Here is a 24,750-nt window from a genome sequence, read left to right on the forward strand (position 1 = left end):
CGTTCAAGCTTAACTCAAGTTAAGAAGGTGACGGTAAATCTCGAAGCAAAATCTGCAACCATAACACTAACATCACCTGATGGCGTTCAAACACTTCAAGCTGCATTATCCAAAAAAATATCATCATGAAATTATTATATATAATAATATTATTAAGTCCTGCTTTTTTGTTCTCACAAGAGCAATTAGAAGGCATTGTTTTAGAAACCAGTAGTACTAAAGAAATGCCATTGCCTGGCGCAAATGTGTACTGGTTAGATTCGTCTATTGGTGCCATTACCGGAGAAGATGGTACGTTTACGCTGCCTTATAAATTCTCTTATAACGAATTAGTAATTAGTTATGTTGGTTTTAAAACTGATACGATAAGAATAGACGACAACAAATACATTAAGCATGTACTGCAAGCTAGTGATGAGTTGGATGCCGTTGAGATTACCTCGCGAAATCAAACCACTAGCAAATCGTATCTAAAAGCAGAAAACACATTTACCGTAAGTAGCGATGAACTCTTAAAAGCGGCTTGTTGTAATTTAGCGGAAAGTTTTGAAACCAATCCGTCAATCGATGTGAATTTTGCTGATGCGGTATCGGGCACACGACAAATAAAAATGCTAGGTTTAACCTCGCCTTATATTTTAATAGCGACAGAAAATATCCCTTCTATTCGTGGGGCGTCTCAAGCTTATGGTCTTAGTTTTATTCCCGGAACTTGGGTTGAAAGTATTCAAATTACCAAAGGTACAGGAAGTGTTGTTAATGGTTTTGAGAGTATAGCCGGACAAATAAATGCAGAACTTGTAAAGCCAAATACAGACGATAATTTATTTGTAAATCTGTATGGTGGATCTAACGAGCGTCTAGAGTTAAACACCCATTTTAACACTAAAGTATCCGAAAAATGGAGTACAGGTTTGTATTTGCATGGTAATACGCACCAAAAAAAACACGATGTTAATGACGATAGCTTTCTAGATATGCCGCTGTATAATCAAATTAATGTGATGAATCGTTGGCAATATAGCGATGCAGAAAAAGGCTTTATTAGTTTCATTAATTTAAGATATATCAATGATGAAAAACAAGGAGGACAAGTTGATTTTGACCCAGAAACGGATAAGGGAACTACTAATTTTTGGGGTAGCGAAATAGATACAGAACGTTTTGAAGTTAACACGAAAATAGGTTACGTTAATCCTGAAATTCCGTATCAAAATTTAGGCTTTCAAACGGCATTTAGCCATCACAAACAAGAGTCTTATTTTGGATTGAATCTTTATGATATTGAACATAATAGCTTTTATTCTAATTTAATATACAGTAGTATAATATCAGATTCGCGTCATAAGGTAAAAACAGGATTAAGTTTTACTTACGATCATTATGATGAGTTGGTTAACACCGCTATTTATGAACGTACAGAGAATTCTGTAGGTGGTTTTTTTGAATACGCGTTTGACAACTTAGATGATTTAACGATGACAGCCGGTGTAAGAGTCGATCAACACAATAGACTCGGCTTTTTTGTAACGCCACGTTTTCATTTGCGTTATACACCATGGGAAAAATCTGCTTTAAGATTTTCAATAGGTAGAGGGAAGCGAAGTGCTAATATTTTTGCTGAAAACCAGAACATGTTCTCAAGTTCACGTCAAATCAATATTGTAAATTCAGGTGGTTCAATTTATGGTTTGGATCCTGAAATTGCTTGGAATTATGGGGTTAGCTATTTGCAAGGCTTTAATTTGTTTGATAGAAAAGCTGATGTGACTTTTGATTTTTATAGAACTGATTTTCAAAATCAAGTGGTAGTTGATTGGGAAAACCCTTATGAAGTTAATTTCTATAATCTAGATGGTGAGAGTTATGCTAATAGCTTTCAATTTGAATTCAATTACAATGCTTTTGAGCGTTTCGATTTAAGAATGGCTTATAAGTATTACGATATTCAAACCGATTATGATTCTGGGAAACAGGAAAAGCCATTAGTGCCAAAGCACCGACTATTTGCTAATGCGGGTTACGAGACACTTTTAAAAACTAATGGAAGCCATTGGAAGTTTGATGCCACTTATAATTGGTTGAGCGGTCAGCGTTTTCCTAATACAGATTTAAGTGCGCCACAATACCAATTGGCAGACGAAACTCCAACTATTGGAACTTTAAATTTACAAGTGACTAAAGTGTTTTCTCCAAAATTTGAAGTATATTTAGGAGGCGAAAACGTTACTAATGTAAGGCAAGATAACCCTGTGATTAGTGCCGACAACCCGTTTGGTTCTAATTTTGATAGTAATTTTGTCTATGGTCCAATTTTTGGAAGTTTATATTATGCCGGATTACGATTTAGAATACCTTAATCTGTGAAACGTCATTATGAGGAGACCAACGTGGTAATCTTATGAAGAAAATAAGTGCTATTAAATAAAAATAAATTTAAAAATAAAACAGATTCCTGTTTTTACAGGAATAAATAACAAAACAAAATAATATGAAAAACGTAATTTTAATACTTAGCTTGTTGATAACAACAATAACTTTTGCTCAAAATAAAAATGCAAAAGCAAGTATAGAAGTCGATGGTGTTTGTGGGATGTGTAAGGAACGTATTGAAAAAGCAGCCATAAGAACTAAAGGTGTAAAATCTGCGGTTTGGAACGTAAGTACACACGAGTTGAAACTTATTTTTGATGAGCGTAAAACAGATTTAAAAACCATTTCTAAAAAGGTAGCTTCTGTTGGCCACGATACTAAAGAAATAAAAGCAACAGAAGAACAATACAATTCTATACATGCGTGTTGTAAGTATCGCGACGAAGAAGTTAGAAAAGATCATGAAAATGAAGTGGAAGAGAAAAATTAATACGAATGTTAAAGCCCAAATTTAAATTTGGGCTTTTTTTTTTATTTTAAAATTTCATCTAGCTTCTTTAAAGCTATAGAGCTAAAACGTTCCTACCAAACCAACAGTTCCCATACCAGCGTTAATACGCCAACTTATAGTTTTAGGTTTTGAGTCATTATAAAATTTGCTTTTGGTCATAAAATTATCAATACCATCTACAACAATAACACTTAGTGCTATGCCAAAACCAACATCACTCAGCCAATGTGCATTATCCCATAATCTAGAAATAGGAGATATAGAACCAGCCGCATAAATACCAACTTTCGTCCATAAGCTGTCAAATTGTTTCGCAATAGCATGCGCCATTGTAAAAGATAAAACACTATGACCCGAAGGAAAAGAGTGAAAACCAGGTTTGTTGCTGAACGGTTCAAATTCATTATAGTCGCCAGCGCCAGGTCTAGCTCTACCGATAACCGTTTTAGATATGGATTGAATTATTCCGGTGGTTATTGCAGATGAAAATATTAGTATTCCAGTATGACGAAATTTTTCGTTGTCTGTTAAAAGTCCAAAACCATAAATGCCTGTAGAGACCATAAAGAAATTTTGAGGCTTTCCAAAATACCAACCAAAGTCTTTTAAAGCTTTTGGAGCTCCCGTGCCTTGCTTTAAAAATATACGTTTCGCTTCTCGGTCACTTATATATAAGAGCCCTGTACCAGCAATTAAACCACCTGCGGTTACAAAATCATCACTTTTCCATTGTAGTGGGCTTGTAAAAGCATGTCCAGTACTTTTTAAGGTTACATTGGCATCATATTTTAGATGGTTCCAGGCTTTACCAATTTTACTTGTTTTAGCAATAGAATCTGTTTGAGAAAAAAGTTGAACTGATACTAAGAGAAGTAAATAGAAAGTAACCAGTTTTTTTATTACTGTAGGCATATAAAACTTATCGATAGTTATAGAAGTGCAAAAATAAAGCCTTTGATTGACATCAAAGGCTTTAAAGTTTAAATTACTTGAGTATATTGATTTACGCAATTGTTAATTGAGCGTTCAAATTACATCATGCCAGGCATTCCACCGCCACCCATTGGAGGCATAGCAGGCGCATCTTCTTTAATATCAACTAAAGCACACTCTGTCGTTAAGATCATACCAGCTACGGAAGCTGCATTTTCTAGAGCAATACGTGTTACTTTTTTAGGGTCAATAATACCTGCTTTTAGCATATCTACATAAGCTTCAGATTTTGCATCATAACCGAAGTCTTTTTTACCTTCTAAAACTTTATTGATGACCACAGAACCTTCACCACCTGCATTTTCTACTATCGTTCTTAATGGCGATTCAATTGCTTTATTTACAATTTGAACACCTGTAGTTTCATCTAAATTATCTGTAGAAAGTTTTTCTAAGATTTTCTTAGCACGAACTAAAGCAACACCACCACCAGCAACAATACCTTCTTCTACGGCAGCACGAGTAGCGTGTAGAGCATCATCAACACGGTCTTTCTTTTCTTTCATTTCAACTTCAGAAGCAGCACCAACATAAAGTACAGCAACACCTCCAGCTAATTTAGCTAAACGTTCTTGAAGTTTTTCTTTATCGTAATCTGAAGTCGTTGTTTCAATTTGAGCTTTAATTTGGTTAACTCTAGCCTTAATATCTTCAGCATTACCTTCACCATTTACAATGGTTGTGTTGTCTTTGTCAATAGTTACCGTTTCAGCAGTACCTAACATAGAAAGATCTGCATTCTCTAATGAGAAGCCTCTTTCTTCAGAAATAACAACACCTCCTGTTAAGATAGCAATATCTTCTAACATCGCTTTACGTCTGTCTCCAAAACCTGGTGCTTTTACAGCAGCGATTTTAAGTCCACCACGTAATTTGTTAACCACTAATGTTGCTAAGGCTTGTCCTTCAACGTCTTCTGCAATGATTAACAATGGGCGTCCAGATTGCGCTACAGGTTCTAAGATTGGAAGAATTTCTTGTAAGTTAGAAATTTTCTTATCGAATAATAAAATGTATGGATTTTCTAAATCAGCAATCATTTTATCAGAATCAGTAACAAAATAAGGTGATAAATAGCCTCTGTCAAACTGCATACCTTCAACCACGTCAACATAAGTTTCCATGCCTTTAGCTTCTTCAACAGTAATCACACCTTCTTTACCAACTTTTCCGAATGCTTTAGCGATTAATTCGCCAATAGTATCATCATTGTTAGCAGAAATAGCTGCAACTTGCTTAATCTTATCAGAATCGCTACCTACTTTTTGAGCTTGCTTTTCTAAATCTTTTACAATGGCTTCAACAGCTTTGTCTATACCGCGTTTTAGATCCATTGGATTAGCGCCAGCAGCAACATTTTTTAAGCCTTCTTTTACAATGGCTTGTGCCAATACGGTAGCTGTAGTTGTACCATCACCAGCTAAGTCGTTAGTTTTAGAAGCCACTTCTTTAACCATTTGCGCTCCCATGTTTTCTAACTCATTTTCTAGCTCAATTTCTTTTGCAACAGAAACACCATCTTTAGTAACTTGAGGTGCACCAAATGATTTTCCTATAATAACGTTACGCCCTTTTGGTCCTAAAGTTACTTTTACTGCATTTGCTAAAGCATCAACACCACGTTTTAGGCCGTCGCGTGCTTCAATATCGAATTTTATATCTTTTGACATAGTGAAAAATTTTGTTTAAATTTTTAAATCTCAAAATTCAAATACTAAATTCCAAAAGGAATTATAGCTATTGTCATTCAAGGATTTTGGAATTTGTTTTTTATAATTTTTGGAATTTGCAATTATTTAGATAATTGCTAAGATGTCACTTTCGCGCATCATTAAGTAATCTTTACCTTCTAATTTAAGTTCAGTTCCACCATACTTTCCATAAAGTACTGTATCACCAACTTTAACGGTTAGAGGTTCGTCTTTTTTACCATTTCCTATGGCAACAACAGTTCCTTTTTGCGGTTTTTCTTTTGCATTATCTGGAATAATAATGCCTGAAGCTGTTTTAGTTTCAGCCTCCTTTGGTTCTACAAGAACGCGGTCTGCTAAAGGTTTAATGTTTAAACTCATTACTATATGTTTTTTAGTTAATTATTGATTTAATGCTAAAGTAATAGTCGAAAATTATGCCAATGAAGAAAGTCTGACAAAGTTTCATACCTAATAATCTATTTTAAATCACAGGTAGATTTTAGGTTTTAAAGTCTTATAATTAATTTCTCGTTTTTGTAGTACAATTAATTTTGGCGCAAAAAAAAAAGCCAACTTTTTAAAGTTGGCTTTATAATTTTTTTTTTGAAATGCTTACGGTTAGCTGTTATTCAGCTGGCGTTTCATCTGTTGTTGATGTTGGTAAAACAGGCATTTCTGTAGACTCATTAGTGTCTAATGCTTTAGATTCTACACCTCCACCAGAATCGATAGTTAAGTTAGAAGCTAAAATTAAAACGATTAATGCGGTTGCTAAAACCCAAGTACTCTTATCTAAAAAGTCTCCGGTTTTCTTCACACCTCCTAATTGTTGTGTGCCACCACCACCAAAAGATGATGATAATCCACCGCCTTTAGGATTCTGTACCATAACTACTACGACAAGTAAAAAGGCAACGATAACGATTAGGACTAAAAATATTGTAAATGCATTCATTTTATAGGGTATTATTATCTTTTAATTCTTTAACCAATTTTATTTGGTGTGCAAAGAAACTACTTTTTTCTGGATATTTCAAACTTAAAATTTTGTAAGATTGAATTGCTTTATCATAGTTTTTTTGTTCTAAATAAATTCGCGCCAAAGTTTCAGTCATTAAACTGTCTGAAATAGTACTATCATTATTGACTAACTTAGGTTTAGGAGCGTCTTTTTTAACCGGTTTAATTTTTGGGTTTTCGCTAATAAATTTATCTATAATAGCAAGTTTATTTTCTAAAGGTGTCTTAGTTTCTTCCTCTAGGTTTTCAGTTTGTGGTGTAATGTTAGGCTCAACTTCTGGCTTAGTTTCGGGTTCTGGTTCAACTTCAGATTCAACTTCAACTTCATCTCTAACAATGGGTTTAAAACTCGTTATCTTTAACCATTCTGTAAAAGAGTGATTTTCTGTTTTGTCGAATTCTAAAGGTTTTCCGATATTAAGTTGTTTTTCGGCTGAGATGTTTTTTACATCAACAGCTATAATTGAATCTTCAATAGTTGACGCTTTAACTTCTAATCGTGGTTTAGGCATTGGTTTTACCTCAAATAAGCCTGGGTCTAAAACACCTTCTGTTGCTTTTATTTGCTCATTTAAAGCATCGTCTATAGCAACACTTTTGTGTACTGATATATCATCTGCAGCATTAACTTCAATCGTTTTAATGTGCTCGGTGTTTTGTTTAATTTGTTCCGATATCTCATTCTGATTGAACACTTCCGAAGTTATATAGTCAAACAATACACTGCGATCTGTAGTATGTGCAGCTGTAATTTTTAAAGCGTTGTTGTATTTATAACTTTCTTTTTGCTTTAAGCCTTTAAGATATAGTGCTCTAAGCGGTTGAAAATAAGGATATGTTTTAATTGTTGAAGCTAATAATTCGGTTTGCGCTGCGGTAACGGCTTCTGGTTTTTGTAATAAATAAGTGAGGTCTTGAAGCTGCATAATTTACCAGTCTGATAATGAGGCGTTAACTATATCTTGGGTGAGGCGCTCAAAAATTTCCTCAAAGGCAGTATCTTTTGTGCTTCCTGTGAGTTGGTCTGCAGCGGGATAATCAAAAAAGAAGGAAAAGCGTTGTTCAAAATCTTTTTCTTCATCTTTAGTGTTAATATAACGCACATTTACACCAATGGTTAATCTGTTTTGAGCAGCTGTATTATCTGCTGTTGCTGTCATAGGCGATATGCGATATTCTACAATTTCACCTTCGTAAATAACTTCACCTCCTGTATTTACTAATTGCGAACTTGTTTGGTTAACAATTAGGTCTTGTAATGCTATAGTGAAATCTCGGTCTAAACCAGGCTCTACTAAATCGGCATTATTTTGAAAAAAATTAACTTGAAACGTATCGGGTGTTTCCGTAAGACCTGAAAATGAATAATTGACTTTACAGCCCATAACTGTAAGACCAATAAAGAGGATTAATATGAATTTTAAATTTTTCAACGACTAAGTATTTTTTATTTGTGATTATAGAACCCGTTATGTTTTACTAACTGTAATAATAAGGTTTTAGTTTTTTTTAGACTAATTTAAACTAAAAACATAAAAAACAGCATTTTAGTGTTATAGAGGTCATAAAAATATCCTAAAGATCAAACTGTTTGATTTTTCGGTAAAGTGTACGTTCGCTAATTCCTAGCTCTGCAGCTGCTAATTTGCGCTTTCCACTGTGACGTTCTAAAGACTTTTTTATTAATTCTAATTCTTTGTCATGTAAAGATAGGGTTTCCTCTTCTTCAATCTCTTCGGCAAAATGGTATTTATCAGCAGCTTCCGATATGATTTCCTCGGCAGTTTCCTTATGCTCAGGAATGGCTAATATTTCTAAGTCTTCTACAGCAGCTTCAAATTCTTCATCTTTTTCATCAGCGTCCCCATAGATTTTCTGAATTAAATGTTCATTGTCTTTTTGAACATCAGCATCACTTCCTTTTTTCATGAGTTCCATAGTGAGTTTTTTAAGATCGTTAAGGTCGCCCTTCATATCAAATAAAACTTTGTATAGAATTTCTCGTTCACTGCTAAAATCACTTTCAGATTTAGAATTGCTAACAACAGCGGGTAAATTGCTACCAATGTTTGGGAGGTAGTTTTGAAGTGTTTTGTTATCAATAGTACGGTTCTGTTCTAAAACAGAAACTTGCTCTGCAACATTGCGAAGTTGTCTTATATTTCCATTCCAGCGGTAATTTTCAAGAGCGTTTACAGCATCATCCGTTAATTTAACCGTTGGCATTTTATATTTTAAAGCAAAGTCGCTCGCAAATTTTCTAAATAATAAATGGATATCATCTTTGCGTGCTCTTAGTGGAGGTAAGTTGATTTCTATGGTGCTTAGTCTGTAATAAAGATCTTCTCTAAATTTTTCCTTCTTTATGGCTTCAAACATATTGACGTTTGTAGCGGCTACAATTCTAACATTGGTTTTTTGAACCTTACTTGACCCTACCTTAATAAATTCGCCATTTTCTAAAACACGAAGTAAACGTACTTGAGTAGTTAGTGGTAGCTCACCAACTTCATCTAAAAAAATAGTTCCACCATCAGCGACTTCAAAATAACCAGATCGGGTTGTTGTTGCACCTGTAAAAGCGCCTTTTTCATGTCCAAATAACTCACTGTCAATAGTTCCTTCTGGAATAGCACCACAGTTTACAGCGATATATTTACCGTGTTTTCTATGTGAAATTTGATGTATTATTTTAGGAATACTCTCTTTTCCAACACCACTTTCTCCTGTTACTAAAACAGAAATATCAGTAGGAGCAACTTGAATCGCTTTTTCTATAGAGCGATTGAGTTTTGGGTCGTTTCCTATAATACCGAAACGTTGTTTTATGGCTTGAATAGATTCCATATTAATTTCCTGCAAAGGCAAGAATCTTTTTTAGGTTAATAAAATATTTTTTTGTTCGTATAGAATAAGATTAATTTTTAATTATAATCTGAATAGTCAACAGCTTTACCAATGAGTGTTGCACTAGTACAATCTGTAATATATACATTGACTAAGTCGCCGACTTTATAATGTTCCTTCGGAAAAACAGCAACAGTATTGTCTGATGTTCTACCTGACCATTGTTCATCTGATTTTTTAGAGGCTTTTTCAATTAAAACTTCAACAGTTGTGTTGAGGTGACTACGCGTGTTCATTTCACTGTACTTACGCTCTAATTTTATAATCTCACTTAAACGTCGCTTCTTTATGTCTTCTGGTACGTCATCTTCCATTTTACGACCAGCTAATGTTCCTGGGCGTTCAGAATAGGTAAACATATAACCAAAATTATATTTAACGTATTCCATTAGAGACAAGGTGTCTTGATGGTCTTCTTCAGTTTCTGTAGGAAAACCAGCAATTAAATCGACACTTATTGAACACTCAGGAATGATACGTTTAATATTGTCTACAAGCTCAAAGTATTCTTTGCGTGTGTGTAAACGGTTCATTTCTTTTAAAATACGATCACTGCCACTTTGAACAGGTAAGTGGATGTGTTTGCAAATGTTATTGTATTTCGCCATGGTTTCAATCACATCTAACGTAAAATCTTGCGGATTAGATGTAGAAAAACGAATACGCATTTTAGGTTGTGCTTTAGCGCATAGTTCTAAAAGCTTAGCGAAATTAACAGCTGTTGCTTTCTGAAAATCAGAAGCGTTATTAAAATCTTTCTTTAAGCCGCCACCATACCATAAGTAGCTATCTACATTTTGACCTAAAAGTGTAATTTCTCTATAGCCTTTGTCCCAAAGTTCATTAATTTCTTCAACTATACTTTGGGGGTCTCTACTGCGTTCTCTACCTCTTGTAAACGGTACAACACAAAACGTACACATATTATCGCAACCACGTGTTATAGAAACAAAAGCGGTAACGCCATTACTGTTTAATCTTACAGGTGAAATATCGCCATAAGTTTCCTCCTTAGAAAGAATGACGTTGATGGCATCTCTACCTTCATCAACTTCGGCTAAAAGATTAGGTAAGTCTTTATAAGCATCCGGACCAACAACTAAGTCAACAATTTTTTCTTCTTCAAGAAATTTTGTTTTCAACCGTTCTGCCATACAGCCTAATACGCCAACTTTCATTTTTGGATTGGTTCGTTTTATAGCATTATATTGTTGTAGTCGTTTTCTAACGGTTTGCTCTGCTTTATCTCTTATGGAGCAGGTGTTTACCAAAACAAGATCAGCTTCCTCAAGCGTTTGAGTGGTATTAAATCCTTGTTCAGAAAGAATAGAAGCTACAATTTCACTGTCGCTAAAATTCATTGCACAACCATAACTCTCTATAAATAGTTTGCGTTGGTTGCCTTCTTTTTGGTCTAAAACTAAGGTTTCGCCTTGTTTTTGTTCGTCTATTGTTTTTTCCATAGCATTTCCCATGAAAGCGGGAATCTCATAAGTTTATAAAAAAGTTTTCCTTTTTATAATCAATTCGTAATTCTTAATATAAGGATGCAAAGATAATACTATTTTATAGATTGTGACAAAGTGGCAGTTATAATTTAGTTAAGATTGGTTTTGAAAAAGTGATATCAACGTATAAGTCTTTGATTGATCTTATTATTTTTTTCTTGATTATATCTAATAAATAGCGTTAGTTTGAGGCACTAACCAAATTTATCATAAATGAACTTCATAGAAATTAAAAGTCGAATAGAGAATGCAAAAGCATTAGATTTTGGGATTGTTTTTAACCAATGTATTGAGTTATTCAAAAAAGTATGGGTACAAGGATTAATCGTTTTGTTATTAAATCTTGTTTTGGCAATACCAGTAATGATGATTGTTTATATCCCTATAATATTGCTAGGTTTAGCGGATGCGTTTAGTGATGCTAATACGTATGGATCTTCTACAATGTCTGATTTTAGCGGAATAATGATTGTTGTAATGGGGGTACTTTATATCTTTTTAATTTTAGCGATGAGTACAATTGCACTTGGTCTAAAAGCTGCATTTTATAGAATTTGTAAGTTTAAGGATTTAGGTCAGGAAGGAAAGGAAGATTATTTTTATTTTTTGAAAAAACAATATTTAGGAAAAACGATAACCTTGAGTATCGCGCTTATAGGGATTGTTTTTTTAGCCACACTATTGTTTTTTGTACCTTTAATATATGCAATCGTTCCATTATCGTTTATTTTGGTGATTTATGCATTTAATCCAGATTTGTCAATATCAGAAATTATAAAACAAGCTTTTAATCTCGGTAATAAAAAGTGGTTGATTTCTTTTGGATTGTTATTAATAACCTGGTTTCTGTCTACGGTAATAGGGTTTTTAATGTGTGGTTTTGGAATTTATGTGACCTCGTCGTTTAACTATTTGCCATCCTATATAATCTATAAGGAAGTGGTGGGGTTTGATGATGAAAGCGAGCAACTGAGACGTATAGAGCAACTGACTACATTTTAAATATAGCGTTTAGCTAAGTTCCATGTTATTTTAGAGTCAAAGTTGTTTTTTTGTGATCAATAGCATGCTAGGCCTAAAACTTAATAACGGTTTGAAGTTGGTATCAGAAACACCTATAATTTTATCATTCTGAAATTCGAAATAAATCCAAGATTACAACCTTTTTCTATTTAAGATTGAAATAAAATGTTTCTAATTACGAATTAAAAAAAAATTAAATTTAAAATTTAAAGTCTTACAATTTGTAAGGCTTTTTTTGTTCATTAAAAGAAAAATGACGATAAAATGTTTGGTATTTAAGACCAAATTAGGTTTGTATCTTAATTTTCTTATACATTTGTAAACGCAAAAATTTAAGAATGTCAAAAAATCTCGTTATCGTTGAGTCACCTGCAAAGGCTAAAACTATTGAAAAGTTTTTAGGAAAAGGTTATAAAGTAGAGTCCAGTTTTGGGCACATAGCTGATTTGCCCTCCAAAGAATTGGGAGTCGATGTAGAAGGTGACTTTAAGCCTAAGTATCAGGTCTCTAAAGATAAAAAAGATGTCGTAAAAAAACTTAAAGATTTAGCAAAGAAAGCAGATATTGTATGGCTAGCGAGTGATGAGGATCGTGAAGGAGAAGCTATTGCGTGGCATTTAGCAGAGACGTTAAAACTAGATAAAGATAAAACGAAACGTATTGTTTTTCATGAGATTACAAAATCAGCGATAAACAAGGCTATTGAAAACCCTAGAAGCATTGATTATAATTTGGTAGATGCGCAACAGGCAAGACGTGTATTAGATCGTATTGTTGGTTATGAGTTATCACCTGTTTTATGGCGAAAAGTAAAAGGCGGCTTGTCTGCAGGAAGGGTTCAGTCTGTTTCTGTACGTTTAATTGTAGAACGCGAACGCGATGTGCAAGCTTTTAAAGCTAAAGCCTCATATAGAGTTGATGCCGAATTTACTAATGAGAAAGGAAATTCATTTAAAGCAAAACTGCCAAAGAATTTTGGTTCTGAAAAAGAAGCTTTAGCATTCTTAAAAGCAAATATTAATGCTTCTTATGAGGTTGCTGACCTACAAAAGAAACCAGCAAAAAAATCACCTGCGGCACCATTTACAACGTCTACACTTCAGCAAGAAGCTTCGCGTAAATTAGGGTATTCAGTAAGTAGAACCATGAGTAATGCACAGCGTTTATATGAAGCGGGTCTTATAACTTACATGAGAACAGATAGTGTTAACTTATCTGACGAAGCCAAAAAAGGGGCGGAGAATGAAATTATTTCGGCTTACGGTTCAGAATACAGTAATCCAAGAAATTATAAAGGAAAATCTAAAGGGGCACAAGAGGCTCACGAAGCTATTCGTCCAACAGATTTTGCAAACCATACCGTTAATGTCGAGCGCGATCAAGCAAGATTATACGATTTAATTTGGAAACGTTCAATTGCATCTCAAATGAGTGATGCAAAATTAGAACGCACCAATCTTAAAATTCAAATTAACGCCAGCACTAAAATAAGTGAACAATTTACAGCTAATGGTGAAATCATCACTTTTGAAGGCTTTTTAAAAGTTTACTTAGAAGGTACTGATGATGAAGATATAGAACATGAAGGTATTTTACCAGATTTAAAAGTAGGTGAAGCACTTCAGAATAAATACATCACAGCTACAGAACGTTTTACTAGGCCGCCTTCAAGATTTACAGAAGCATCTTTAGTAAAGCAATTAGAGGAGTTAGGTATTGGCCGTCCATCTACTTATGCACCAACAATTTCTACGATTCAGAATAGAAACTATGTAGAAAAAGGAACGCATGAAGGTGATGAAAGACAATACAAACAACTGGTTTTTGAAAACCAAAAGATAAACGAAAATACGCTTTCAGAGCAAACAGGTTCTAATAAAGGAAAATTAGTGCCTACTGATATCGGCATGATTGTAACTGATTTTTTGGTCAATCATTTTGAAAGCATTTTAGATTACAACTTTACAGCTAAAGTAGAGGATAAGTTTGATGATATCGCAGAAGGCAAAGAAAACTGGCGAGAAATGATGAAGGATTTCTACAAAGGTTTTCATCCACATGTCAAAGACGTGCAAGAAAATGCAGAACGCGAATCGGGTGAACGCATCTTAGGGACTGATCCAAAAACAGGGCGAACAGTTTTAGTACGACTTGGTAAATTTGGACCATTAGTTCAATTAGGTAAACCTGATGATGATGAAGACCCCCAGTATGCAAGTTTATCACCAGATCAACAATTAGGGTCTATAACTTTTGAAGAAGCTATGGATTTATTTAAGCTTCCAAAAGCCTTAGGGCATTATAAGGACGAAGAAGTCGTAGTTAATAACGGACGATTTGGACCTTATGTTAAATTCGGTAAAAAATTCGTTTCATTGCCTAAAGGTGTTGATCCATTAAGCGTTGAGTATGATGAAGCGTTAATTTATATCAAGGAGAAAGAATTAGCAGATGCTCCTATATATATGTATAAGGATTTGGAGGTCACCAAAGGAAAAGGACGTTTTGGGCCATTTATAAAATGGAACAATATGTTTATCAATGTTAATAAAAAATATGACTGGGATAATTTATCCGAGGAAGACATTGTAACTTTGATTGAAGAGAAAATTCAAAAAGAAATTGATAAGGTTATCCATAATTGGGAAGAAGAAGGTATTCGCGTAGAAAAGGCAAGATGGGGAAGGCATAATATTATTAAGGGTAAACAAAAACTAGAATTAGCTAAAACAGTTGATGTTAGTAAAATGACCTTAGAAAAGGCACAAGCTTTACTCGAAAAAAATGCGCCTAAAAAGAAGGCGACTAAAAAGCGTGCCACAAAGAAGAAGGCTACTACGACTAAGAAAAAAACGACTGCTAAAAAGATAACAACGACAAAAAAGAAGTAATTGTATATGAATTTTAACTTTCTTACGCCTGTATCAGATGCGGTTTTAGCTCACAATGAACTAACAGCGCAGCAAGCGCTAGGAAAAAAAATTAAGGTTCATTCTCGCCAAAACGGAATTCCAGACTTGGAAGATGTTCAAATGGCTATCATTGGCGTACAAGAGAACAGAAACGATATTAATTATATGGGCGCTAAAGTTAATTTCGATTCTATTCGAAAAACACTTTATACGCTATTCCCAGGGAATTGGTATTCAACAATTGCAGATTTAGGTGATATTGAGCCAGGTGAAACGGTAGAAGATACTTATTTTGCGATTCGTACCGCAATATCTGTTTTAGTAGAAAAAAAAATCATACCTATTATATTAGGCGGTAGTCAAGATTTAACTTATGCTAATTATCGTGCTTACGATGCGCTTATGCCCATGGTAAATGTGGTTAGTGTAGATACGAACTTTGATTTAGGAGATGCTAACCTTCCTATTAAGAACAATAGTTATGTAGGAAAAGTGATTGTTGAAGAACCCTATAATTTGTTTAATTACACTACAATTGGCTATCAAACATATTTTAACTCTCAAGAAGAGATAGACCTCATAGAAAAGTTGTACTTTGAGGCCTATCGTTTAGGATCAGTTTCGGGTGATGTTAGTAAAGTAGAACCATTAATGCGCGATGCACATATTGTTTCTGTAGATTTAAAATCGGTTAGAGCAGCAGAAGTAAGTGACAATCAAAAATATTCGCCAAATGGTTTTTCAGGAAAAGAGATTTGTGCCATTAGTAGATACGCTGGCATAAGTAATAAAGTCTCCTCTTTTGGGATATATGAATATAATGGTTCAAAGAACGATAGCGCAACGTCTATGTTGGTGGCTCAAATGATATGGTATTTTATAGAAGGGGTTAATTGTAGAATTAAAGACGATGACTTTAATAATGAAAACCACTACCAGAAGTATAATGTATTGGTTGAAGAGGATGAGCTAATTTTTTATAAAAGCTTAAAAACCGGACGTTGGTGGATTGAAATTCCCTTTTTGCCAAATGTTAATAATAAATTAAAAAAGCACACGTTATTACCATGCATGCATCTCGATTATGTGCAAGCTACTCAAGGTGAAATACCGGAACGTTGGTATAAAGCCTACAGGAAGAATAGCTTCTAAAAAGCGTAGTTAGTCGAATTTTAACACTTTTTTAATCGACGAAACGCTTATTTTAAGGATGAAATGCAAAAAAAATATAAAAAAAGTTGTTTATTCGGAAATATATAAATATGTTTACGACCTCAAAAAATAATAAGGACTAATTTAACCTAGAGTTACTATGAATATTAAGAAGTTTATTTTACTAACCGCAGTACTAGTTATGGTAGCCAGTTGTAATTCTGGAGACCGAGGACAATTGGTAGGTGTTAAAGGTAAGCAATGGCATCCAGAAAAGCCCTATGGGATGACGTTAGTACCTGGCGGAGCTTTTATTATGGGAAAATCAGATGATGATTTAGCTGGCGTGCAAGATGCACCAACAAAAACTGCAACAGTTAGTGCGTTCTATATGGACGAAACAGAAATCACAAATAGCGAGTACCGCCAATTTGTGGAATGGGTAAGAGATTCTACGCTAAGATTAAAATTAGCAGAAATGGCTGACCTAGAAGGAAAAACTGCTGGAAGTGGAGATATTGGTGAATTTGCATATGTAGATTCAGATCCAAACAATCTTAACGCTTATGAAAGCTATATGGTGAATACCTATGGTAATGAGCAAAGAAAAATCAATCGTGATGTAGAGTTGTACTTCGACACTGACGACTATCCAGATGAGCTTTATGCTGAAGTTATGGACGGTATGTATTTGCCTCTAGAAGAGTCTTATAACGGTCAACGTACATGGGATGTAAAGCAATTTAAATTCCAGTATACTTATATGGACATTCAAAAAGCCGCTAAAAACAGAGGATTAAAACGTTCTGAAGTTATAGTGCAACAAGAAGTAGAAGTGTATCCAGATACAACTGCATGGATTAGAGATTTTGCTTATTCTTATAATGAGCCAATGCACAATGATTATTTTTGGCATGATGCATATGGTGATTATCCTGTAGTTGGTATTTCTTGGAAACAAGCACAAGCGTTTTGTCAATGGCGTACATTATATCACAATGCTGATAGAAAGAAAAGAGGACAACATGCAGTAAATAAATACAGATTACCATCTGAAGCAGAATGGGAGTATGCAGCCCGTGGCGGTTTGCAAGGTGCATCATACCCTTGGGGAGGTCCTTATACTAAAAATGATAGAGGTTGTTTTATGGCTAACTTTAAGCCAATGCGAGGAGATTACGCTGCTGATCAAGCCTTATATACTGTAGAAGCAGATGCTTATGACCCTAATGATTTCAACTTGTATAATATGGCAGGTAATGTTTCAGAATGGGTAAATAGTTCATACGATCCCTCATCTTATGAGTATGCTTCATCTATTAATCCTAACGTAAATGATCCTAACAATACACGTAAAGTTGTAAGAGGGGGGTCTTGGAAAGATGTTGCTTATTTCTTACAAGTAAGTTCTAGAGACTATGAATATGCTGATTCTGCAAGAAGCTATATCGGTTTCAGAACAGTTCAAGATTACATGGGCACAGATGTTACAAGTCAAAATGCGGCAACAAACTAATTAACTTAACTTAAACTAAATATTAATCCAAAATGAGTATTATTTAACCAAGCTCATTTGAAAATTCAAAAAAATTAAAATCATGGCACAAAAGAAATTATCAACAATGAATATGGTCTACGGACTTGGAGCTGCAATTGTAATCGTTGGAGCATTATTCAAAATCCAACACTGGCCTTATGGATCTGCTATCCTTACATTAGGAATGGTTGTTGAAGCACTTGTATTTACTATCTCTGCTTTTGAAAAACAAGGTGATGATCTTGATTGGTCATTAGTTTACCCTGAATTAGCAGGAGGTCAATCTATAGGAGGAAAAAAAGCAAAACAAATAGCTGAACCTACAGAGGCAGATGGTCTTTTATCTAAAAAATTAGACAATTTATTAAAAGATGCTAAAATCGATGGTGAGCTTATGGCAAGTCTAGGAAACAGTATCAAAAACTTTGAGGGTGCGGCAAAAGGAATTTCTCCAACAGTAGATTCTATGGCAGCACAAAAGAAATATAGCGAAGAAATGTCTTTAGCAGCAGCTCAAATGGAATCTTTAAATAGCTTATACAAAGTACAGGTAGAAAGTGCCAATCGTCAAGCAGCTATTAACGAAGAGGCTGTAGAAAATGCAACTAAATTAAAAGAGCAGATGCAATCTTTAGCTTCTAATTTATCATCTTTAAATGGTGTTTACGGAGGTATGTTAACTGCAATGAACAAAAACTAATTAGTTTTTATAATCATATTAATTACTAATAATTAAAACTAATTAGAAAATGGCAGGAGGAAAACAGTCCGCAAGACAAAAAATGATTAACCTAATGTATTTGGTATTTATTGCAATGATTGCAATGACAATGTCAAAAGAAGTATTATCTGCATTTGGGTTAATGAATGCTAAGTTTGTACACGCAAATGAATTGGCAACGTCTTCTAACGCTGGGATTTTAAATCAATTACAATCACAAGCAGAAGAGAAACCAGAAAATTTTGGTGAAGCAAACGATAAAGCAAAAGAAATTAATAGAATTTCAGAACAATTCTTTAATTTTTTAGAAACCTTAAAACAACAAGATATTGTTGAAAAAGGTGGATACGAAAGAGATGAAAATGGTGTTTTACCTTATGAAGAAATGGATAAGGGAGATCACTTAAATGAATTATGGTTTACAGGAGATCGTTATACTAAAAGAGGTGATGAAATAGTTGCCGCTATTGAAAAGTATAAATCTGATATTATTAGTGTGCTACCTGACGAGCCTAAATGGCAACCTGTAATTACAAATTTTGAAAAGCGATTTTCTTTAGAACCAATTGTAGATACTGAAGGTGCTAAGAAACAATGGTTAGATTACCATTTTGCAGGTTTCCCATCAATTGCGTCTTATACTAAGATTACAGCTATGCAAAATGATGTAAAATCTACTGAGACTAACATCTACAATGGTTTTCTTGGTAATTTAGTAAGTGATGCTACCTCTCTTAAAAATTATAAGGCTATTGTATTAGCTGATAAGTCTGCATTCTTTGCAGGTGAGAAATTTCAAGGTCGTGTAGTTTTAGGAAAATATTCTAATGTTACACCAGATAAATTAACAGTACAGGGTCAAGAAATTGACTTATCTAAAAATATCGATTCTACAGGAGCTGCGACACTTGATTTTAATGTTGGTAATGTTGGAGAGCACGAAGTAACAGGTAACTTTACGTTTCAAGAAGACGGAAAAACATTAGATATTCCAATTATTGGAAACTATGTTGTTGTACCAAGACCAAATTCTGCTACGATTTCTGCAGATAAGATGAACGTGGTTTATCGTGGTGTTGCTAACCCAATGACGATATCTTTTGCTGGTGTTCCTGATAATAAAGTAAACGCTTCAGGTGCTGGTCTTAAAAAATTAGGAGGAGGAAAGTATGTGATGAATCCTGGTACTGGTAGAGAAGTAACCATTAGTGTTAACGCTACTCTAGATGATGGATCTCCTGCAGGTGATAAAAAGACGTTTAGAATTAAAGATATTCCAAAGCCAACAGGTACAATTGCTGGTCAAGATGGTATCGCAAAATTACCTAAGCGTAACTTAGAGATTGGAACAGTTGGTGCAAAATTAGATGATTTTGTTTTCGATTTACCAATCAATGTAACATCGTTCCAAGTTAAAGTTCCTGGTCAACCTACAGTAAATGTAGCAGGTACAAAAATGAATGCTCAAGCTAAGTCAGCAATAAGTAGAGCACGTGCTGGAGATGTCGTTACAATTTTTAATATTAAGGCTAAAATTCAAGGGAATTCTAGCTATAACTTAAAAGGTGTAGCACCGGTTTCAGTAGAGGTATCTAACTAATCTTTTAAAGATTAATGGTTATCAATAAATGAAAATCCCAAATTATAATAAACGAATAATAAGATGAATTTAAAAAGCTTTTTATGTATAGGAATAGGCGTATTAGCCGCAAATACTATGTTTGCACAAGCTAATATCCTAAATGCTAAAATACCAGAAGAAATTGGTATGAAAACTGAAGCGCAGTTACTTCTAGATAACGATAAGCCTTTAGAATATGGATATGTTGGCGATAGAGATATCTTATTTTCAAAAATGACTTGGGAAAAGATTGTTCTAGATGAACGTGCTAACTTCCCATTATACTTCCCAATAGAAGATAATTTAGGAGACGATAGAAAATCATTATATATGGTGCTTATGCAAAATATTAATGATGGAATAATTCCAAAAGTATATGCAGACGCCTATTTTACGGAAGAACGTACTATGGAAGAATTAGCTCCTTCTTTAAGAAAAGAAGAGATTATGGATGCTGGTATTGAATGGATGAACCAAGAAGGTGTTACAGATACCTCGCTTATTCCTGAAGAATACGTAATCCGTAGAGAAATTGGCCCAGCTGATATTAACTCTTACTTAATTAAAGGTCTTTGGTATTTTGACAAACGTCAAGGTGAATTAAAGTATCGTATCTTAGGTATTGCACCAGCAGCACCAGATGTTAACTTTATTGACTCTGATGATGAAGCAAACAAAGAACCAATTGGTTTATTTTGGGTGTTTTTCCCAGAAATAAGAGATATTCTGCATGAGGCTAAGGCTTTTAATGATAAGAATAGTGCTGTACCATTATCTTTTGATCACTTATTAAACAGCAGACGCTTTAGTGGATATATCTACAAAGAAGAAAATGTATATGGTGATAGAGAAGTAAAAGAGTATGTTGCTGAAAATGCATTAATGCAACTTTTAGAATCAGAACGTATCAAAGACAAAATTAGAAACTTTGAACAAGATATGTGGAGCTACTAATTAGCTTTATTATCTAATCATATAAACGCCCACTTTTTAAGTGGGCGTTTTTTTATATCACCATTTTAATACGGCAAGTTTTTATATGAAAAACTAAAAATTGGATTCCTGTCTTCACTCTAATAACAATCATTTATTTACTTTTGTTAGCATGAAAGACGTAGATTATATAGTTGTAGGTTGTGGTTTAGCTAGTATTGCTTTTTGTGAGCAATTACGGGCTAATGACAAAACGTTTGTGGTATTTGATAATAACTCTCAAAAGTCATCAGTAGTTGCTGCAGGACTCTATAATCCTGTCATCCTAAAACGTTTTTCAGCAGTTTGGAAAGCTAAGGAGCAGCTTGAACTGGCATTGCCTTTATATGCTAAAATTGAAAAAGAGTTAAATATAAAAATTGATCATCAACTTCAATTGTTAAGACGATTTGCCTCTGTAGAAGAACAGAATTTATGGTTTAATGCGATGGATAAGCCCAACATAGAACCTTATCTTTCTACGCAGTTAGTTAAAAATTCTAATAGTCATATTAATGCTGATTTTGGTTTTGGAGAAGTGCTCAAAGCAGGTCGAATAGATACTGAACTTCTTATTACTAGTTATAAGGCCTTTTTAAAACAAAAGGACTATTTGTATGCAGTTGAATTTGAGTATGACCTTCTTCAACTAGAGGATAATTCAATACAATACAAAGACGTAAAGGCGAAGCAGATTGTTTTTGCTGAAGGTTTTGGCGTTAAACAAAATCCGTATTTTAAATCTCTACCTATCAATGGTACCAAAGGCGAAGTATTAACCGTAAAGGCTCCCGATTTAAAAATTGATTACGCAATTAAAGCGGCTGTGTTTATAATTCCACTTCAAGATGATTTATATGTGGTTGGCTCTACTTACAATTGGAAAGATAAAACCAAAGTGCCAACACCAGAAGGACGCGATGAAATACTTTCAAAATTGAAAATCTTCATTAATTGCGATGTCGAAGTTGTAGAACATGTTGCTGCTATTAGGCCAACAGTAAAAGACAGGCGTCCTGTTGTAGGTAAACACCCAAAGCATCAAAATATATATGTTCTAAATGGTTTGGGATCAAGAGGTGTAATGATTGCTCCTTATGTGGCTAAACAACTCTTCATGCTCATTGAAACTGGTGAAGCTCTAAATTCTGAAATTGATCACAATAGATTTGCTTAAAGCTTTAGAGTAAAAATTATTTTTTCACTAAATCCTTCTTTACGGCACCATTTTTTGCGAGTTCTTTGTCGTAACTCATAAAAAAATTAATCCAGATATTACGTGATAACCGCATTATAATGGGCATTAAACCAATCAGTGCAATTATAATAGCAATAAAAGCCGTTATTAAAGAGGAGTTAAATATTGAATAGCTCACTACAAATGTTGTAACAGCAAATGCCACTGCAACAGCATAACTCACGTACATAGAGCCATAGAAAAAAGACGGTTCAATTTCATATTTAGTTTTACAATGTGAGCAACTTTCATTCATCTTTATGACTTCAGAAAGTGCATAAGGATTTTTATTGACGTACATCGATTCTTGGTGACATTTAGGACAAGCACCAAAAAGAATGCTGTAGAGTCTCATTCCTTTTCTAATCATAACAGTAATTTAATTTTTTTTTGATTAAAACGTAACAGTTATCAGATGTTCGCTTTTGAAGGCTTTTGCACCTCACAATAGTGTTAAGAAGCCCTAGAAAGACAAAATAAAGTGATTTGTAAGCATTTTAAAAAAGTATAAAGTACTTCACTTAAAAACCTTTACTTTTGCGTTCTTTAAGGCAATGCAAAGATAAAATTTTATAATTAAGACATTGTAACAATTGTAACTCAAAAAAAGCAATTGTAATATTCTGATAACTTATGCTAAACATTCACAATCTATCTATATCTTTTCAAGGCGAATACCTATTCGAAGAAATTACTTTTAAACTAGGTCTAGGTGACCGTATTGGTTTAATTGGTAAAAACGGCGCAGGTAAATCAACGATGTTAAGAATTTTATCTAAAGAACAAGAAGCCGATACAGGGCAGATTGCAGCGGATAAGGATATGAAAATTGGGTTCTTAAAACAAGATATTGATTTCGATTTAGGTAAAACGGTATTAGAAGAATCCTACCAAGCCTTTAAGGAAATTAAAAAATGTGAAGCACAACTTGAAGAAATCAATACACAATTAGCCGAACGTACAGATTATGAAAGTGATGCTTACCATCAATTGATGGTAGATTTGAACGATGTTCAGCATCAATATGAAATATTAGGGGGCTATAATTACCAAGGTGAAACGGAAAAAATTCTTCAAGGTTTAGGATTTAAGCGTGAAGATTTTGATAAACTTACGGATACTTTTTCTGGTGGCTGGCGTATGCGAATTGAATTGGCAAAATTATTGCTTCAGAATAATGATTTGTTACTGTTAGATGAGCCAACAAACCACTTAGATATCGAATCTATTATCTGGTTAGAGAATTTCTTAAAAGGGTATACAGGAGCTGTTGTAATTGTATCACACGATAAAATGTTTCTAGATAATGTTACCAATCGTACCATCGAAATTTCGTTAGGACGCATCTATGATTATAGTAAACCCTACTCTCAGTTTTTAGTCTTGCGTAAAGAAATGAAGATTCAGCAGTTGGCAGCTCAAAAAAATCAAGAGAAGCAGATTCAGCAAACTGAAAAACTGATTGAGAAATTTAGAGCTAAAGCTTCAAAGGCTACAATGGCACAATCTTTAATTAAAAAGTTAGATAAGATTGATAGAATAGAAGTCGATGAAGATGATAATAGCGTAATGTCTTTAAATTTTCCGGTTTCAGTTACACCAGGAAAAGTGGTCGTAGAATTAGAGAATGTTTCTAAAAGCTATGGTGATTTACAGGTTTTACACAACGTAAATTTAGCCGTTCCTAGAGATGTTAAAACTGCTTTTGTGGGGCAAAATGGTCAAGGGAAATCAACCCTAGCTAAAATTATAGTTGGGGAGATCAAGCACGAAGGTCATCTCAATTTAGGCCATAATGTGCAGATTGGTTACTTCGCTCAAAATCAGGCTGAGTATTTAGACGGTAATAAAACCGTTTTAGATACCATGATTGATGCTGCAAATGAAACCAACAGAAGTAAGGTTAGAGATATATTAGGATCCTTTTTATTTAGAGGTGAAGAAGCCGAAAAATATGTGCGCGTACTTTCTGGAGGCGAACGCAACCGCTTAGCTTTGGCTAAATTATTATTACAGCCATTAAATGTGCTTATCATGGATGAGCCAACCAATCACTTAGATATTAAATCCAAAAATGTACTAAAAGAAGCTTTAAAAAAGTTTGAGGGGACATTAATCCTCGTATCTCACGATAGAGATTTTCTTCAAGGTTTAACCGATACCGTTTACGAATTTAAAGATCAAAATATTAAAGAGTATTTAGGTGATATTGATTTTTATTTAGAGCAAAGAAATCTCGAGAATTTAAGAGAGGCTGAAAAACGAACGGTTGTAACCGACAAGCCTAAAGAAACCAACAAGCAGAGTTATGAAGATCAAAAGAAATTAAAATCTTTAAATAACAAGTTGAGTAATGTTGAATCTAAAATCAATCAACTTGAAAAAGATATTAAATCCGACGATGTAAGGCTCGCAACCGATTATGATAAAACTGCAGCAGACCCTAAGTTTTTTGATGCTTATCAAGACAAAAAGAAAGCGTTAGAGAAATTGATGAAAGATTGGGAGTCCGTGCAATTCGACCTCGATGAGATGACCAATTAATAATTAATAAATTTGTAACGACTTT

General features: G+C 34.0%; 21 protein-coding genes. 12 read left to right on the forward strand and 9 right to left on the reverse strand.

What is annotated here, in order from left to right:
• The first annotated feature begins 27 nt into the window (after positions 1-27).
• The 3 genes from HM982_RS18670 (at position 28) to HM982_RS02855 (ending at position 2,863) form a co-directional block, all read left to right on the forward strand.
• The gene (locus HM982_RS18670) at positions 28-129 is read left to right on the forward strand and encodes a hypothetical protein (RefSeq protein ID WP_394354338.1); all 102 of its coding nucleotides are present in this window, start codon (positions 28-30) and stop codon (positions 127-129) included.
• Complete coding sequence (locus HM982_RS02850; protein ID WP_179351608.1) at positions 126-2,360, forward strand: TonB-dependent receptor; 2,235 nt, start codon at positions 126-128, stop codon at positions 2,358-2,360. Before HM982_RS18670 ends, HM982_RS02850 begins: the two co-directional genes overlap by 4 nt.
• A 131-nt stretch (positions 2,361-2,491) precedes the next feature.
• Positions 2,492-2,863, forward strand: a complete 372-nt coding sequence (locus HM982_RS02855; RefSeq protein WP_179351609.1) for a heavy-metal-associated domain-containing protein — start codon at positions 2,492-2,494, stop codon at positions 2,861-2,863.
• Positions 2,864-2,944: 81 nt separating this feature from the next.
• Here the strand turns inward: HM982_RS02855 and HM982_RS02860 are convergent, their stop codons facing one another.
• From HM982_RS02860 to miaB, 8 genes are all read right to left on the reverse strand, one after another.
• Positions 2,945-3,796, reverse strand: a complete 852-nt coding sequence (locus tag HM982_RS02860) for a phosphatase PAP2 family protein (RefSeq protein ID WP_179351610.1) — start codon at positions 3,794-3,796, stop codon at positions 2,945-2,947.
• Between the two features lie 119 nt (positions 3,797-3,915).
• Positions 3,916-5,547: a chaperonin GroEL gene (groL, locus tag HM982_RS02865; protein WP_179351611.1), complete on the reverse strand. Its 1,632-nt coding sequence runs from the start codon at positions 5,545-5,547 to the stop codon at positions 3,916-3,918.
• A 126-nt stretch (positions 5,548-5,673) separates the two neighbouring features.
• Positions 5,674-5,949, reverse strand: a complete 276-nt coding sequence (locus HM982_RS02870; protein ID WP_179351612.1) for a co-chaperone GroES — start codon at positions 5,947-5,949, stop codon at positions 5,674-5,676.
• 247 nt (positions 5,950-6,196) lie between these two features.
• Positions 6,197-6,526 (reverse strand): preprotein translocase subunit SecG, encoded by a 330-nt coding sequence (gene secG / locus HM982_RS02875; protein WP_179351613.1) that lies wholly within the window; start codon positions 6,524-6,526, stop codon positions 6,197-6,199.
• A gap of 1 nt (position 6,527) precedes the next feature.
• Entirely contained in the window at positions 6,528-7,517 is a 990-nt protein-coding gene (locus HM982_RS02880) for a hypothetical protein (RefSeq protein WP_179351614.1), read from the reverse strand.
• 3 nt (positions 7,518-7,520) lie between these two features.
• Positions 7,521-8,024: an LptE family protein gene (locus tag HM982_RS02885; protein WP_246296557.1), complete on the reverse strand. Its 504-nt coding sequence runs from the start codon at positions 8,022-8,024 to the stop codon at positions 7,521-7,523.
• A gap of 142 nt (positions 8,025-8,166) precedes the next feature.
• Positions 8,167-9,438, reverse strand: coding sequence for a sigma-54 interaction domain-containing protein (locus HM982_RS02890; protein ID WP_179351615.1), 1,272 nt, complete (start codon positions 9,436-9,438; stop codon positions 8,167-8,169).
• A gap of 77 nt (positions 9,439-9,515) precedes the next feature.
• A complete protein-coding gene (gene miaB / locus HM982_RS02895) occupies positions 9,516-10,961 on the reverse strand; it encodes a tRNA (N6-isopentenyl adenosine(37)-C2)-methylthiotransferase MiaB (RefSeq protein WP_179351616.1) in 1,446 nt (481 codons plus the stop codon).
• A 258-nt stretch (positions 10,962-11,219) separates the two neighbouring features.
• On the opposite strand from miaB, the gene HM982_RS02900 reads away from it, so the two are divergent.
• The 8 genes from HM982_RS02900 (at position 11,220) to HM982_RS02935 (ending at position 22,121) form a co-directional block, all read left to right on the forward strand.
• Positions 11,220-12,008 carry a hypothetical protein gene (locus tag HM982_RS02900; protein ID WP_179351617.1) on the forward strand — a complete coding sequence of 263 codons (789 nt, stop codon included), beginning with the start codon at positions 11,220-11,222 and terminating at the stop codon, positions 12,006-12,008.
• 359 nt (positions 12,009-12,367) lie between these two features.
• The gene (gene topA, locus HM982_RS02905; RefSeq protein ID WP_179351618.1) at positions 12,368-14,920 is read left to right on the forward strand and encodes a type I DNA topoisomerase; all 2,553 of its coding nucleotides are present in this window, start codon (positions 12,368-12,370) and stop codon (positions 14,918-14,920) included.
• Positions 14,921-14,926: 6 nt separating this feature from the next.
• A complete protein-coding gene (locus HM982_RS02910) occupies positions 14,927-16,093 on the forward strand; it encodes a formimidoylglutamase (protein WP_179351619.1) in 1,167 nt (388 codons plus the stop codon).
• A 166-nt stretch (positions 16,094-16,259) separates the two neighbouring features.
• Entirely contained in the window at positions 16,260-17,609 is a 1,350-nt protein-coding gene (gene porK, locus HM982_RS02915) for a type IX secretion system lipoprotein PorK/GldK (RefSeq protein WP_449489499.1), read from the forward strand.
• A gap of 82 nt (positions 17,610-17,691) precedes the next feature.
• Positions 17,692-18,330 carry a type IX secretion system motor protein PorL/GldL gene (gene porL / locus HM982_RS02920; protein ID WP_179351621.1) on the forward strand — a complete coding sequence of 213 codons (639 nt, stop codon included), beginning with the start codon at positions 17,692-17,694 and terminating at the stop codon, positions 18,328-18,330.
• 49 nt (positions 18,331-18,379) lie between these two features.
• On the forward strand, positions 18,380-19,951 hold the full coding sequence (gene porM, locus HM982_RS02925) for a type IX secretion system motor protein PorM/GldM (protein ID WP_179351622.1): 1,572 nt from the start codon (positions 18,380-18,382) through the stop codon (positions 19,949-19,951).
• Between the two features lie 63 nt (positions 19,952-20,014).
• On the forward strand, positions 20,015-20,926 hold the full coding sequence (porN, locus tag HM982_RS02930; RefSeq protein WP_179351623.1) for a type IX secretion system ring subunit PorN/GldN: 912 nt from the start codon (positions 20,015-20,017) through the stop codon (positions 20,924-20,926).
• A 151-nt stretch (positions 20,927-21,077) separates the two neighbouring features.
• Positions 21,078-22,121, forward strand: coding sequence for an NAD(P)/FAD-dependent oxidoreductase (locus tag HM982_RS02935; RefSeq protein WP_179351624.1), 1,044 nt, complete (start codon positions 21,078-21,080; stop codon positions 22,119-22,121).
• 16 nt (positions 22,122-22,137) lie between these two features.
• On the opposite strand, the gene HM982_RS02940 is transcribed toward HM982_RS02935, so the two are convergent.
• Entirely contained in the window at positions 22,138-22,551 is a 414-nt protein-coding gene (locus HM982_RS02940) for a DUF983 domain-containing protein (protein WP_179351625.1), read from the reverse strand.
• A 263-nt stretch (positions 22,552-22,814) separates the two neighbouring features.
• Between HM982_RS02940 and HM982_RS02945 the strand changes: the two genes are divergently transcribed.
• Positions 22,815-24,725 (forward strand): ABC-F family ATP-binding cassette domain-containing protein, encoded by a 1,911-nt coding sequence (locus tag HM982_RS02945; protein ID WP_179351626.1) that lies wholly within the window; start codon positions 22,815-22,817, stop codon positions 24,723-24,725.
• Positions 24,726-24,750: the final 25 nt, after the last annotated feature.

It is taken from the genome of Winogradskyella vidalii, from assembly GCF_013403955.1.
Taxonomy (GTDB): Bacteria; Bacteroidota; Bacteroidia; order Flavobacteriales; family Flavobacteriaceae; genus Winogradskyella; species Winogradskyella vidalii.

Bases quoted from the DNA above. Each gene is read 5' to 3' on its own strand.
- HM982_RS02850 (WP_179351608.1), top strand. From the start codon at position 126: ATGAAATTATTATATATAATAATATTATTAAGTCCTGCTTTTTTGTTC.
- HM982_RS02855 (WP_179351609.1), top strand. From the start codon at position 2,492: ATGAAAAACGTAATTTTAATACTTAGCTTGTTGATAACAACAATAACT.
- HM982_RS02860 (WP_179351610.1), bottom strand. From the start codon at position 3,796: ATGCCTACAGTAATAAAAAAACTGGTTACTTTCTATTTACTTCTCTTA.
- groL (WP_179351611.1), bottom strand. From the start codon at position 5,547: ATGTCAAAAGATATAAAATTCGATATTGAAGCACGCGACGGCCTAAAA.
- HM982_RS02870 (WP_179351612.1), bottom strand. From the start codon at position 5,949: ATGAGTTTAAACATTAAACCTTTAGCAGACCGCGTTCTTGTAGAACCA.
- secG (WP_179351613.1), bottom strand. From the start codon at position 6,526: ATGAATGCATTTACAATATTTTTAGTCCTAATCGTTATCGTTGCCTTT.
- HM982_RS02880 (WP_179351614.1), bottom strand. From the start codon at position 7,517: ATGCAGCTTCAAGACCTCACTTATTTATTACAAAAACCAGAAGCCGTT.
- HM982_RS02890 (WP_179351615.1), bottom strand. From the start codon at position 9,438: ATGGAATCTATTCAAGCCATAAAACAACGTTTCGGTATTATAGGAAAC.
- miaB (WP_179351616.1), bottom strand. From the start codon at position 10,961: ATGGAAAAAACAATAGACGAACAAAAACAAGGCGAAACCTTAGTTTTA.
- HM982_RS02900 (WP_179351617.1), top strand. From the start codon at position 11,220: ATGAACTTCATAGAAATTAAAAGTCGAATAGAGAATGCAAAAGCATTA.
- topA (WP_179351618.1), top strand. From the start codon at position 12,368: ATGTCAAAAAATCTCGTTATCGTTGAGTCACCTGCAAAGGCTAAAACT.
- HM982_RS02910 (WP_179351619.1), top strand. From the start codon at position 14,927: ATGAATTTTAACTTTCTTACGCCTGTATCAGATGCGGTTTTAGCTCAC.
- porL (WP_179351621.1), top strand. From the start codon at position 17,692: ATGGCACAAAAGAAATTATCAACAATGAATATGGTCTACGGACTTGGA.
- porM (WP_179351622.1), top strand. From the start codon at position 18,380: ATGGCAGGAGGAAAACAGTCCGCAAGACAAAAAATGATTAACCTAATG.
- porN (WP_179351623.1), top strand. From the start codon at position 20,015: ATGAATTTAAAAAGCTTTTTATGTATAGGAATAGGCGTATTAGCCGCA.
- HM982_RS02935 (WP_179351624.1), top strand. From the start codon at position 21,078: ATGAAAGACGTAGATTATATAGTTGTAGGTTGTGGTTTAGCTAGTATT.
- HM982_RS02940 (WP_179351625.1), bottom strand. From the start codon at position 22,551: ATGATTAGAAAAGGAATGAGACTCTACAGCATTCTTTTTGGTGCTTGT.
- HM982_RS02945 (WP_179351626.1), top strand. From the start codon at position 22,815: ATGCTAAACATTCACAATCTATCTATATCTTTTCAAGGCGAATACCTA.